The organism is Paraflavitalea pollutisoli, from assembly GCF_029360705.1.
GTDB lineage: Bacteria > Bacteroidota > Bacteroidia > Chitinophagales > Chitinophagaceae > Paraflavitalea > Paraflavitalea pollutisoli.
This window is the reverse complement of the sequence record NZ_JARKMX010000008.1, coordinates 3,275,807-3,289,022: the sequence shown is the minus strand read 5'-3', so window position 1 is coordinate 3,289,022 and position 13,216 is coordinate 3,275,807. Positions and strand designations below refer to the sequence as shown.

11 protein-coding genes are annotated in these 13,216 nt (G+C 50.8%); 6 read left to right on the top strand and 5 right to left on the bottom strand.

Annotated features, from left to right (window positions below):
• A complete protein-coding gene (locus tag P2W70_RS26805; RefSeq protein WP_276484637.1) occupies positions 1–621 on the bottom strand; it encodes an RNA polymerase sigma factor in 621 nt (206 codons plus the stop codon).
• A gap of 216 nt (positions 622–837) precedes the next feature.
• Here P2W70_RS26805 and P2W70_RS26800 point away from each other — a divergent pair, with 216 nt between their 5' ends.
• The 3 genes from P2W70_RS26800 (at position 838) to P2W70_RS26790 (ending at position 3,528) form a co-directional block, all read left to right on the top strand.
• The gene (locus P2W70_RS26800; protein WP_276484636.1) at positions 838–2,022 is read left to right on the top strand and encodes an acyl-CoA dehydrogenase family protein; all 1,185 of its coding nucleotides are present in this window, start codon (positions 838–840) and stop codon (positions 2,020–2,022) included.
• Positions 2,023–2,138: 116 nt separating this feature from the next.
• Positions 2,139–3,140 carry a GNAT family N-acetyltransferase gene (locus P2W70_RS26795; RefSeq protein WP_276484635.1) on the top strand — a complete coding sequence of 334 codons (1,002 nt, stop codon included), beginning with the start codon at positions 2,139–2,141 and terminating at the stop codon, positions 3,138–3,140.
• A complete protein-coding gene (locus P2W70_RS26790; protein WP_276484634.1) occupies positions 3,133–3,528 on the top strand; it encodes a DUF423 domain-containing protein in 396 nt (131 codons plus the stop codon). Before P2W70_RS26795 ends, P2W70_RS26790 begins: the two co-directional genes overlap by 8 nt.
• Before the next feature lie 17 nt (positions 3,529–3,545).
• On the opposite strand, the gene P2W70_RS26785 is transcribed toward P2W70_RS26790, so the two are convergent.
• The gene (locus P2W70_RS26785) at positions 3,546–5,600 is read right to left on the bottom strand and encodes a sensor histidine kinase (protein ID WP_276484633.1); all 2,055 of its coding nucleotides are present in this window, start codon (positions 5,598–5,600) and stop codon (positions 3,546–3,548) included.
• 94 nt (positions 5,601–5,694) lie between these two features.
• Between P2W70_RS26785 and P2W70_RS26780 the strand changes: the two genes are divergently transcribed.
• Both P2W70_RS26780 and lolA1 read left to right on the top strand, forming a co-directional pair.
• The gene (locus P2W70_RS26780) at positions 5,695–8,277 is read left to right on the top strand and encodes an FtsK/SpoIIIE family DNA translocase (RefSeq protein WP_276484632.1); all 2,583 of its coding nucleotides are present in this window, start codon (positions 5,695–5,697) and stop codon (positions 8,275–8,277) included.
• Positions 8,278–8,460: 183 nt separating this feature from the next.
• Positions 8,461–9,135 (top strand): outer membrane lipoprotein periplasmic chaperone LolA1, encoded by a 675-nt coding sequence (lolA1, locus tag P2W70_RS26775; RefSeq protein ID WP_276484631.1) that lies wholly within the window; start codon positions 8,461–8,463, stop codon positions 9,133–9,135.
• Positions 9,136–9,210: 75 nt separating this feature from the next.
• On the opposite strand, the gene P2W70_RS26770 is transcribed toward lolA1, so the two are convergent.
• Positions 9,211–9,783 (bottom strand): UbiX family flavin prenyltransferase, encoded by a 573-nt coding sequence (locus tag P2W70_RS26770; protein ID WP_276484630.1) that lies wholly within the window; start codon positions 9,781–9,783, stop codon positions 9,211–9,213.
• 96 nt (positions 9,784–9,879) lie between these two features.
• On the opposite strand from P2W70_RS26770, the gene P2W70_RS26765 reads away from it, so the two are divergent.
• Complete coding sequence (locus tag P2W70_RS26765) at positions 9,880–10,407, top strand: thioredoxin family protein (RefSeq protein ID WP_276484629.1); 528 nt, start codon at positions 9,880–9,882, stop codon at positions 10,405–10,407.
• Positions 10,408–10,843: 436 nt separating this feature from the next.
• Here the strand turns inward: P2W70_RS26765 and P2W70_RS26760 are convergent, their stop codons facing one another.
• The gene (locus tag P2W70_RS26760) at positions 10,844–11,281 is read right to left on the bottom strand and encodes a hypothetical protein (RefSeq protein WP_276484628.1); all 438 of its coding nucleotides are present in this window, start codon (positions 11,279–11,281) and stop codon (positions 10,844–10,846) included.
• 317 nt (positions 11,282–11,598) lie between these two features.
• On the bottom strand, positions 11,599–12,858 hold the full coding sequence (locus tag P2W70_RS26755) for an aminotransferase class I/II-fold pyridoxal phosphate-dependent enzyme (protein ID WP_276484627.1): 1,260 nt from the start codon (positions 12,856–12,858) through the stop codon (positions 11,599–11,601).
• Positions 12,859–13,216: the final 358 nt, after the last annotated feature.

Here is a 13,216-nt window from a genome sequence, read left to right as displayed (position 1 = left end):
TTAAACTCCTTGTTTGATAATGTTCAGTAATTTTTGTTTCGCTCTTACATACTGGGTCCGCACCGTGTTGTGCGAGATCCCTAATATGCCTGCTATCTCTTCCTGGTCGTACCCCTCCAGCAGGTAGAGGCTCACTACGGCGCGGTAACCATCTGGCAACCGTTGAATGCCCCGCTTCACTTCATCTACCCGATACTGGATCTCTGCTTCGTCGATCGGGTCTTCCTGGACAATGGCGTTGACGCCATCTTCCCGTTCTTCGTCGATCTCTACGGTATAACCGCGTCGCTTGCGCAGCGTATTGATCGACTTGTTGATGACGATCTTCTTCAACCAGGCCCCGAAGGTCGACCGGTAATGAAAATCGTGCAGCGACCGGAAGGCATCCAGGAACGCTTCCTGGAGAACATCTTCCGCGTCTGCCGTATTGTTCACAATACGCAGACTCGTGTTATACATGGCTTTGGAATAACGTTGATACAACAATTGATAACCCAGGCTATCGCCCGCCTTACATCGTTCTACCAATTCATCCCGGACGGTGTTTGCAGTCAGCTCCACAGATGAATGATTTAGTGTTTGTTCATAGAAAGAGACAGCGCCATCAAAAGGATGTTGCATATCCAATATAACTTTTTTCGCATTAGCCTTTTTAGTTGGGCCTCAACCCTTCGCAGATATTGCCCGCATTTTAGACTTTATCGCTCTTAAATACCCTAAAATGGGCTCAACTTACTACTTATCAATGTCTTGCCTTTTCCCTTCGATGCCTAGGTGCCTTGCTGCCTTTAGGCCTTTATTCGTACATTAGCACCACATTGACAAAAACGAGGAAACATGGCCGCTAAAACAGACCATTTCACCAGTCCCGATTACTTCGCCATCGATGAATTGCTAACAGAAGAACACAAGCTCATCCGCGAAACCGTCCGCAACTACGTAAAAAAAGAGATCAGCCCAATCATAGAAGATTATGCGCAACGGGCCGAATTTCCGCAGCACATCGTTAAGCAGCTCGGCGAGCTCGGCTGCTTCGGTCCCACCATACCTGCCGAATACGGTGGGGGAGGGCTGGATTATGTCAGCTATGGCCTCATGATGCAGGAGCTGGAACGCGGTGACAGTGGCGTACGCTCTACGGCCTCCGTACAGGGTTCGCTCGTCATGTTTCCTATCTATGAGTTTGGCAGCGAAGAACAACGCCGCAAATACCTGCCCAAACTGGGTAGCGGAGAATGGCTGGGTTGCTTCGGATTGACGGAGCCCGACCACGGCTCCAATCCTGCCGGCATGCTCACCAACATCAAAGACGCAGGCGATCATGTCATCCTCAACGGTACCAAGATGTGGATCAGCAACGCTCCCTTTGCACAGGTGGCGGTGGTTTGGGCTAAAGACGAAGCCGGCGATATCCGGGGCGTCATACTGGAGCGTGGGATGGAAGGATTCTCCACCCCCACCACCCACGGTAAATGGAGCCTGCGCGCATCCGCTACCGGCGAGCTGGTCTTCGACAATGTCAAAGTGCCCAAAGAAAACATACTGCCCAATGTCAAGGGGCTGAAAGGCCCCCTGAGCTGCCTCACCCGCGCCCGTTATGGCATCGCCTGGGGTAGCGTGGGCGCCGCCATGGATTGCTACGATACCGCCCTGCGCTATTCGCTCGAGCGCGTACAGTTCGACCGTCCCATTGGTGGCTTCCAGCTACAGCAAAAGAAACTGGCAGAAATGATCACCGAGATCACCAAAGCCCAATTGCTCAATTGGCGGCTGGGCGTTTTGATGGACGCGCACAAGGCCACACCCCAACAGGTGTCCATGGCCAAGCGCAACGGCTGCGAGATCGCTGCCAGTATAGCCCGCGATGCCCGGCAAATGCTGGGTGGCATGGGTATTACCGGCGAGTATTCCGTCATGCGCCATATGATGAATATTGAAAGCGTGATCACCTACGAAGGTACTCACGATATCCACCTGCTCATCACCGGCATGGATGTTACCGGGCTCAATGCTTTTAAATAATGGGATTGGCAGCAACAACGGCGTCCGCAAATTGTTATACAGGCCAGTCGATCACCAAATCCGCTGACCAGCGCCCTCAAACGAGGGCATGTAACAGCAGAAAAGAAACGAAGCGAATGCAGATCATAGAACACAGCAAGCCCTACGAAGACCAGACCATCCACCTCATCGTAGGCATACAGGCAGGCGAATTTGGCGTACCCATTACCGCCGCCGACCAGCCCGACCTGCGCTCAGTACCCACCTTTTACCAGCATGGCAACGGCAATTTCTGGCTGGCCATCGAAGAAAATACAGTCGTAGGGACGATCGCACTGATCGATATCGGCCACAACGAAGTAGCTTTGCGCAAAATGTTCGTTCACCCCGATTTCAGGGGGCGCGACAAAGGCGTGGCACAACAACTGATGGACGTCGTATTTGCCTGGTGCAAGCGGCAACACGTACAAGCCATACACCTCGGCACCATCGAGCCTTTCAAGGCGGCCCACCGGTTTTATGAACGCAATGGATTTCACCGCGTGGCAAAAGAAGAACTGCCGGCCACCTTTCCGGCCATGCCGCTTGATACGATCTTTTATACGTACACATTCGACAAACCACAACCGATGAGGATTATATTGATAGGATTCATGGGGTCCGGAAAAACACACTGGGGCAAACAGGTTGCGCACCGCCTGCAACTTCCTTTCTTCGATCTCGATGAAGAAGTCGTGAAGGCAGAAGGCAAAACTGTGACGGAGATCTTTGCCGATGCGGGCGAAGAATACTTCCGTCAGCTGGAAAAACATACGCTGGAAGCCCTTGTCGAAGGCCACGAATCGTTGGTGCTTTCTTGCGGAGGAGGCACGCCCTGCTTCTTCAACAACATCGAATACATGAAGCGGGTTGGGATCGTGGTATGGCTCAATACCCAGGTCGATGTGTTGCTGCAGCGTTTGCTGAAAGAAAAGGCCAAACGGCCACTCATTAAAGATATTACAGATGAAGACCTTCGTGCCTATATCCTGCGCAAGCTGAACGAACGCAGAATGTACTATGAGCAGGCCGATGTGATCCTCGACCAGGAAGATGCCATCTCCATGAATGAATTCATACAAACCGTTCTACATGCATAAAGGATTTTTGCAAACAGCCGCCCTGCTGGGCGCACTCTCTGTGGCGCTTGGTGCTTTTGGAGCCCATGGATTGAAGAAGATCGTGCCCCCAGAAACCGTCGGCACTTTTGAAACAGGCGTGCGGTACCAGTTTTACCATGTCTTTGCGCTCATCGCCGTAGCGATGTTGTACGATAAGCTGAATGCCGATTGGCTGCGCTATGCCGGTATCTTTTTCATCATCGGCATCGTACTGTTCTCTGGTTCCTTGTATGTGCTGACGGCCCTCAAAGCTACCAATACGGTCGGATTGAGTGGCATCGGTGCCATCACCCCTTTCGGCGGACTCTTCTTCATCGCCGGCTGGATCGCCCTCTTTGTAGCAATATTGAAAAGTAAATCGATATAAAAGAAAACAGGCAGCGACTAGATCGGCGCCTCAAACGTCAGCACACATTGCCCGTCGCACTCGATATTGAAAGCGCCACCAATACTTTCCATGCGTCGGCGCATATTACTGAGCCCGTTGCCAAAGCGGCGTAGTTGCTCGGTATCGATACCCACACCATTGTCTACGATCCGGATGATCAACAGATTCTCTTGCGTGGCGATATCGATCCAGATCTGGTTGGCCTGCGAGTGTTTCATGGCATTGTTGAGCGCTTCCTTCACACTGAGGAAAATATTCCGGCGTTTCTCGCCACTGATGTCCGCTTGTGGGATCACGGCCGGCAGCCTCACCGTAGCATCGATCGGCGTATTGTCGAAGTACTCGATGGCATGAGCGCGTATGTAGGCAATCAGGCTTTCCACCGTATCGTTGCTGCTCTTCATGGTCCAGATGATGGTATTCATCTTACCCAGCAAGTCATTGGCATTGTTAGAGATCTTTTCCAGCTCGGGTATCTCCTGGTGCTTCATCTTCGTTTTCAGGATCTCACTCATCAGGCGGATGGCCGTCACCCCCGATCCCAGTTCATCGTGCATATCCGCTGATATACGGTCTCTTTCGCCTTGCATCGCCGTTACTACCGCCATCTGCTTTTCAAATTCCTTCCGTTCGTTCTCGAGTTTCAGCCTTTCCCGTTCTTTTACCCTTTCCACGATATCGCGGCGGTTCTTCCAAGCCAATCCGCTTAGGAAGAACGACAACTCCAGCACCAGCCCGATCTCGTAGTAAAAGATCGACCGGTTGAAGATGCTCCATTGGGAATCGTTGTTGGCCGGCCAGATCCGGAACAACAACATCGCCAGCGAGATCATGGAGAATACCACCAACGCCAGGTTGCCCAGCGCCAGGTAATTCAGCAACGTATCTTTCTTCTTGATGCTATACACAATGAACGTAAAGCCAACGACGAAGAAGATCAGTTTCATCACCAGATTTTCCATCACCCCCAGTACAATGTACTTGTTGGTGAAGAAATACAGGAAGGAGAATACCAGGCTGAATACCACCATCACCAGTTTGCTCCAGCGCATGAAGCGATCCAACCGTGGATGCTGTTCTTTCGTATTCAGGAACTGACGCACAAAGTACAGGTAGGTAAATACACTGGCCGTCATCAACATGAAATCCAGGTATTCCTCATAGAAATAATGAAAATGGGTGCCGCTCAGGTTGAGGTACGATTTGAGAAACAGCAGGAATGCCGTACAAAAAGTATACAGGGCATAGAAGATGAATTCCCGGTTCTTATTTTGCAGGTATACCGCCAGCGAATAAAAGATCATCATCAGCAGGATACCGCAGGCCACATAGGTCACCACATCCAGCAGGTAATCGCGGTCGCGGATAGATGATTTCCATTGCCGGAAATAGTCCTTTTCCACCAGGCGGGGAATAATATTGTTGACGTTGGTTCGTACAAAATTGAACTTGCAGTAGTAGGTCGCGGTTTCGTGTGGGGCCAGTCTGACCAGAATAGCGCCCAACATGCGCCTCCGCTGAATAGTATCGGGCACTGCTATGAATGTACCGGCTGAATCACGGAACAATTCGATATTCCGGCAATAAAAGCCCGGCAAAAAGAGCATCGACCGGGCAGAGTCGCCGCTATTCGTGAGGGTGAACCGCTCGTATACGTCCTGTTCGATGTACCGCGGGGGCAACAGGCGTTGGAGTGGCTGATAGGGGAGATCACGAATGCCCGCTGATTTATTCCAGTCGGCCGACATGGGTAAGGTCGCCACGGCAAATCCTTCCACATCCGACCGGTTAAAGCGGATGCGGGCTATATCGATGGCCCCGGATGGGGTCAAGGTCGAAAGGGTATCAGCAGCGGGAGCAGCAGGCTCCGGAATCGGGGAAACCGTTTCACGGCCATCGGAATTGGTATGGGAAGAGTCGGACTGGCCGTAACCGGGAAGGCTGGCCACCAACAAGGCGAAGAAGAAAACCGCCGCGACCACCGTAGCCATACAGGAACGGCGGATCGGGTTATGATCCGAAGAGACAGGTAGGTGCGCCCGGAGTTTCATGTTGATAGACCTTGTAAAATACAATATTTAGTACCAACGCAACGCTTTTATTTGAATATGGGGCAGTTTTGATCAACTACTTATCTTTGTAACCATGGCCAATCGCTTAAAATCGGGGAAAAGCAAAGCTTCTGAATCTGATAAACTGAAACCTGAGAAAGAAGTACAGGTTTCGGTGAAGCAGATAGTGAAAGATGAGCGTACCCACAAGATCGCCGGCACCGTATCCTTACTGGTAAGCCTTTTTCTGTTCATTGCCTTTACGTCCTATTTATTTACCTGGGCCGAAGACCAGGATAAGGTGTTTAAGGGAGCCTCTATCCTCTGGCCCTCCGCCGGGGTAAAGACCCTTAATTTGTTGGGGAATATCGGCGCGTATATCTCGCATCAGTTTTTCTACAATGGGTTTGGACTCGCGTCCTTCCTGTTTTGCACCCTCTTTTTCGTCATGGGCGCCAATGCCCTGTTTGGAAAAAAGATCTTTTCCATCTGGCGCAATGTCCGCTACCTGATCGTCGGCGTGGTGTTCTTCAGTGTCGGCTTTGCCTTCTTTGCAGGCAAAAGCCAGTTTGCCTGGGGAGGCGCCTTCGGCACCATGATCAGCGACTGGCTCGAAAGCCTGCTCGGTAAGGTAGGGACCGCCTGCGTACTGATCGTCGGCGGACTGGCTTATTTCATCTGGCGCTTTAATCCGGTATTCAATGTACCCAGCCTGCCCAAGAAAAAGCCTGCCGAAGAATTGTTGGAAGGAGCCGTATTGCCGGTCAATGAAGAAGAACAGGAGCCACAGCCTAAACCCAAGCGCAGCAATAAACTGAAGAAAGGCGACACGGCAGCCCCGCTGCTGGCGCCCAAGCTCGAAATAGACGAGGAGCTGCTCGAAGACATGGAGCTCATCGAAAGGCCCGAAGAGGAAGAAGAAGAGGAGTTGGAAGAAGAAGACCTACCACCATTCGAGCTCACCGAAAAAGAAGAACCCCTCGAAATACCGCCCCCGGTAATACAGCAGCCTGTTGCCCTGCCGCCCCGGGTTACTAAAGCCGAGAAAGCCAAGCAGGCCGCCGCCAACCTCGAGCTCGAGATCAAGTCCATGCCCGAATATCCAGAGGTGGATGACGTGGCCGCAGAAGGAGAGGAGCCGGTAGTAGAAGAACGCAAGCCCAACCTGAACATACCGTACGAGCCCACCCTCGACCTGAAGGATTACCAATATCCTTCGCTCGAATTGCTGGAGCAGCATGGTAGTGAAAAGATCTTCCAGGACCCGGCCGAACTGGAGACCAACAAAAACCAGATCATCACTACCCTCAAGAACTACGACATCGATATCCAGAAGATCAGCGCTACCGTGGGTCCTACGGTGACGCTCTACGAGATCGTACCGGCGGCTGGTGTACGTATTTCGCGGATCAAGAACCTGGAAGACGATATCGCCCTGTCGCTCGCGGCCCTGGGTATCCGTATCATTGCGCCCATTCCGGGTAAAGGAACCATCGGTATCGAGGTGCCGAATGTAAAGAAGACCGTGGTGAGTATGAAGACCCTCCTGGCATCGGAGAAATTCCAGGCCAATACTTTCAGTTTACCGGTGGCGATTGGTAAAAAGATCGACAACGAAAACTTCATCGTCGACCTTGCCACCATGCCGCACTTGCTGATGGCCGGTGCTACCGGTCAGGGAAAATCGGTTGGTCTCAATGCCATCCTCGTGTCGCTGCTCTACAAGAAACACCCGTCACAGTTGAAGCTGGTACTGGTGGATCCCAAGAAAGTGGAATTGACGCTTTACCGCACCATCGAAAACCACTTCCTGGCCAAGTTGCCCGGCGAAGAAGAGGCCATCATTACCGATACCAAGAAAGTGATCCACACCCTCAATGCCCTCTGTATTGAGATGGACAACCGGTACGACCTGCTCAAAGAGGCCGGTACCCGCAATATCAAAGAATACAACGAGAAGTTTGTCAAGCGACGCCTCAACCCCGAGAAGGGCCACCAGTTCCTGCCCTTCATCGTGTTGGTGGTGGATGAGTTTGCCGACCTGATTATGACGGCTGGTAAAGAGGTAGAAATGCCGATTGCGCGACTGGCCCAGCTGGCCCGTGCCGTTGGTATTCACCTGATCATTGCTACGCAACGTCCTTCTGTAAATATCATCACCGGTACGATCAAGGCCAACTTCCCGGCCCGTATCGCCTTCAAAGTATCGTCCAAGATCGACTCCCGTACCATCCTCGATACGGGTGGTGCTGAGCAGCTCATCGGTAAGGGGGATATGTTGATCTCGTACAATGGTGAGCTCACGCGTTTGCAGTGTGCGTTTGTAGATACCCCCGAAGTAGAAAGCGTGTGTGATAACATTGGCGCCCAGAATGGTTATCCCCAGGCCTTCATGTTGCCTGAATACGTGGATGAGAAGGAGTTGGAAGGCAAAGATTTTGACCTCAGCGACCGCGACTCCCTGTTTGAAGATGCGGCACGTATGATCGTGACCAGTCAGATCGGTTCAACCTCACTGCTGCAGCGTCGTATGAAGCTCGGGTACAACCGGGCGGGCCGACTGATGGACCAGCTCGAAGCGGCCGGGATTGTAGGTCCCAGCCAGGGTTCCAAAGCCCGCGATGTACTCATCAAAACGGAGATGGACCTCGAGCAGCACTTGGCTAACTTTATATAAGTGAATAGGATAGGGGACTTCGGTCCCTTTTTATTGCCCTGCCCGCTTTTCCCGCCGTGGCACAAAAACTGTTAATTAATTCATAACGACTAAACGGTCGGCCACGAAACGGCGTCTAAGTTTTTGACGCAAACCAATATCTTTGCGGCTTTTACCGACACATTCAATCACAAATACCTATAAATGAAATCTGTTTTATTTGTTGTTAGCTGCATACTGGCCGGATTTACAGGGTTTTCCCAGGCGAAGGTGGGCGATCAACCCGTGACCAGCGATCCAGCAGCTAAGAAAATTCTCGACGAGGTAAGTGCAAAGTTCAAGACCTACAAAGCAGTACAGGCAGCTTTTGCCCTTAAAAATGAAGATGGTAAGGGCAAGGTACTCGACAATAAGAAAGGAACCGTTTCCATGAAAGGCTCCAAATACCGCGTCAGCCTGGCTGGTGGTACCGAGATCTTCTGCGATGGCTCCAATATCTGGACATACGACAAAAGTGCCAACGAGGTGACTATTACCAAGCTTGATGGCTCTGGCAGCATGATTACTCCCCAGAAATTGTTTACCAATTTCTACGACAAGGATTTTCTCTACAAGCTGAATGGCGAGAAGAAAGAAGCCGGCAAAACCCTGGTGGAGATCGAAATGACACCCGTGGATAAAACCAAGGCTTTTCACAAGGTATTCCTGCTGGTAGACAAAGCCTCCAAGAGCATTTACAGCACCCGTATCCTCGACAAGAGTGGCACCAAGATCAGCTACACCGTTAGCTCGCTGAATGGTAAAGCCCCCCTCACCGATGCGATGTTCGTATTCGACAAGAGCAAATACCCCGGCGTAGAAGAAGTAGATCTTCGCTGATAACTCCGGGCACAAATAACTAAAAAAGGCTGATGATCACCATCAGCCTTTTTTAATGTCTTATCGTATCCTTAACTAGGACCCCCACCGGAACGTGGAAATATCCAATCCTGCCAGGTCCAGCACCCGGTCGGCTACTGTAGCGGCCACTTCTTCGATCGTGGTAGGTTTGCTGTAGAAAGAAGGCGAGGCGGGGCAAATAATACCTCCAGCCAGGGTAACCGTTTCCATGTTCCGGATATGGATCAGGTTGTAGGGGGTATCGCGGATCATGCAGATCAGTTTGCGCCGCTCTTTGAGGACTACGTCGGCAGCCCGGGTAATCAAGTCGGAGGATACGCCCGTAGCAATACGTCCCAGCGTACCCATCGAGCAGGGGGCGATGATCACCGTGTTGAAGCGACCGGAACCAGAAGCAAAGGGGGCATTGAAGTCCATAGTGCCGTACACCTTCACTTTATCGGTATCCTGCAGCAGTTGTTTATATTCATCGTTGCCCAATTCAGTTTCCCATACCTGCCGGGCATTGGTGGTCATCACCACGCCCAACTCATTCCACTGATCCGGAATGGTCAGCAGCTTTTGCAACAACAACTTGGGGTAGATCGATCCACTGGCCCCGGTGATGGCAAGCACAATTTTATGCATGAGAATTCAGTTAACTTTAAACAACAAAATAACGTTATAGAAGAACAGCGTGCAGGGAAACCATCCTGCCGTTGCCATCCACTAACAAAAATAAGTATGCAAACCCTCAAAGTGGCGCTTTTGTTCGGCTGGATCGCCGTTTTTTCCTGTGCACAAAGGCCAGTCGCCGGCAATGATAAATTACGCTGGCTGACGCTCGCTCAGGTGGAGGACAGCCTGAAGGTCAGTAAAAAGCCAGTGCTCATCGACCTGTATACAGGCTGGTGTGGCTGGTGCAAGGTGATGGATAAAAAGACCTACGCCAACAAAAACGTAGCAGCTTACCTGCAGCAAAAATTCTATCCTTTAAAGATCGACGCTGAAACACGCGAGGTCCTCAATTGGCGGGGCAAGAGCTACGCCTATAACGCTGACTACAAGACCAACGAGCTGGCACTGGCCCTTACCCGGGGGCAGTTATCTTATCCCACCACGGTCATTATTCCCGTTAATGGAGAACCGCAGGCCATACCTGGATATCTTACCCCCCCTGAACTGGAATTACTCGTCAAATACTTCGGCGAAGGGCATGATGGAAAGAAAGACTTTGGTGAGTTTCAACGAAGCTTCAAAGCCAGTTGGTAGATAGTTGAATCCGGGAGGTAGACAGTGAAATGTTAAAATATGTTAATAGAGGGCTAATAACGGTTAATAACTGGGAGCACGATAAGAATAACGTTTTAGCTGCGACGGGTAGGCTATTAGCTGCTCTAGCCTTTACGGTTACTGCATCCAGTTGAATGCCGGTGGTATCATCCCCTATTCAGCGTTTGACCGGGATCAATTACATAAAAAAAATACTGGCGTGCAACCATTGATTTACGGCAGACATCTTATATTTGAATTTTCATAGGATAAGGTTTAATGGTTAATGGTATTTGATTAGTGCAGTCCTGCCGCAAGGCGGGACTCTTTTTTTGCACCTACCAGTATCGTACGCAGCTATGCACTTACCGCTTGTAAATGACAAATGGTAGCGGGTGTCAAGCTGTCTGCAAAAGGCATACTCCACGACGATAGATTACATTTTTTGATCGAGGATCTTCAATTTGCTGGGATCGATGGGTTCTACGGGGATCACGGCAAGGCCTGGTGTAAAGGTGCCGCTCTTCTTGACGCGGTAGCTGAAAACGTTATTATGGCGCTTGTTGACGTAGGTGAGTTCGGTAAACCGCTCGCGGTTGACGCCCATACAGGCGATTTCGATATAGTATCGGGCTGCTGGCACTTTGGGGATGACGATCACATTGTTGACCGGTCGGTAAATGCCGTAAATAATCCCGGCACCAGTTTGGTCGTAACGATCGAAAATGACCATCACCGAATCACTCACCGGCATACGGCCAGGTGGTTTGAGGCGGATGGTGACGTCGACACTGTCATTGGAATGCTTCTTCTGGGCCATACAGGATATGCCCCAGAAAAAACTAGATGCCAGTAACAGCAGGACTGCCTTCATTAAACCACGGTTTGATCAAACTGCCTTATCCGAGGCATAAACGGAGGTTTGGGGTAAAAATTACATATTAACTTCGGCTAAAGCGATCGTTCTTCCATTTAAACGACAAAATCACCAAATATTACGCTGACTAGCCCATATAAACCGCTAAACAGACCCTGGGGTTCTGTCATTTACTTGCTCTGAATCAATAATTTAATAAAAAAGCCGGCTGGTAAGCCCCTCATGCTGCAAGCCTTACCACCCTGTCGTTCCCCAGGCACGTATAAAAATAGCCGGCACAGGGCCGGCTATCGTATTAATAAGTTTTGAATAACTTATTGGGCTTCCGCCATGTCAGGAATAGCTTCTACTTTGTACTCACCTGCATCCAGCTTCTTCTTAGTCTCCTCAAAAGCGATCAGCGTCAAACGAATATCCTCATCGGTATGAGCAGCCGTGGGGATCAGGCGGTAAATGATATGACCCTTAGGAATAACGGGATACACTACAATAGAACAGAAAATACCGTAGTTCTCACGCAGGTCCATCACCATGGCCGTAGCTTCTTCTACGCCACCCTTCATGTATACGGGGGTAACCACAGAGTCGGTCTTGCCGATATCGAAACCTTTTTCCTTCAGCCCCTTCTGCAGTTTCATAGCATTCTCCCAAAGCTTTTCTTTCAGCTCGGGACGGGTGCGCAGCAGTTCCAGGCGCTTCAGGTTACCCAGTACGAGCGGCATGGGTAAGCTCTTGGCGAAGATCTGGCTACGGATATTGTAACGGATATAGTCGATGATAGACTTCGGACCGGCCACAAATGCGCCGATGGATGCCATCGATTTCGCAAAAGTAGAGAAGTACAGGTCGATGCCATCCTGAGCACCTTGTGCTTCACCAGCGCCGGCACCTTTTTCACCCAGTGTACCGAAGCCATGCGCATCATCGACCAGCAGGCGGAAATCATATTTTTCTTTCAGCTCAACGATCTCTTTCACCTTACCCTGGTCGCCGGCCATACCGAATACGCCTTCCGTGATCACCAGAATACCACCAGCTTTTTGTTTTTCGATCAGGGCAGTAGCACGTTGCAATTGTTTTTCGAAATCTTCGAGGTCATTGTGCTTGTATACATAGCGGTGACCGGGATGCAGGCGCAGACCGTCGATGATACAGGCATGGCTTTCGGCATCGTACACGATCACGTCGTGACGGCCACACAGCACGTCGATGATGCTCACCATACCCTGGTATCCAAAGTTAAGCAGGATAGCGTCTTCCTTGCTTTCAAACTCAGCCAGTTGTTGTTCCAGAAGTTCGTGGAAGTTGGTGTTACCGCTCATCATACGCGCGCCCATGGGAGAGGCGAGACCAAACTGCGCAGCGCCATCTGCATCAGCTTTACGGATTTCAGGGTGATTGGCCAGGCCGAGGTAGTTGTTGAGGCTCCAGACCACCATTTCCTTGCCCCGGAACTTCATCCGGCTACCGATTTCACCTTCAAGCTTGGGGAAGGCGAAATACCCATGCGCACGTTCACGGTGCTGCCCGATCGGGCCATAGTTTTTCAACAGTCTTTCGAAAATGTCTGCCATATAATGGATATGTTAAAGGTTTGGTTATGATAACCTAAGCGGCAAAAATAACGTATTTGGGCCAATGGCTCGTATGCGAATTGGTGACAAAACCGCTAAAAACCGGTGCCTGCGTTGATTTTAACTGCAATCGTTGAAAGAATGTTAAAATGTTGGCTCGCGGCTGACTTGCGGTTTCAAAGCCTTTCCCAGTAAGTGCTCACGATAACTATCTACCCTATTGATACTTCCCTCGTTGTTTGTGCCTCTATGCCTGTTTGCCTGGCTCCTATCCCCGACATGTTCCCCGCTGCCTTCCTGTATTTCCCTCGTTGCCTTGCTGCCTCTATGCCTCAATGCCTGTCTTCCGCCTTGCTGC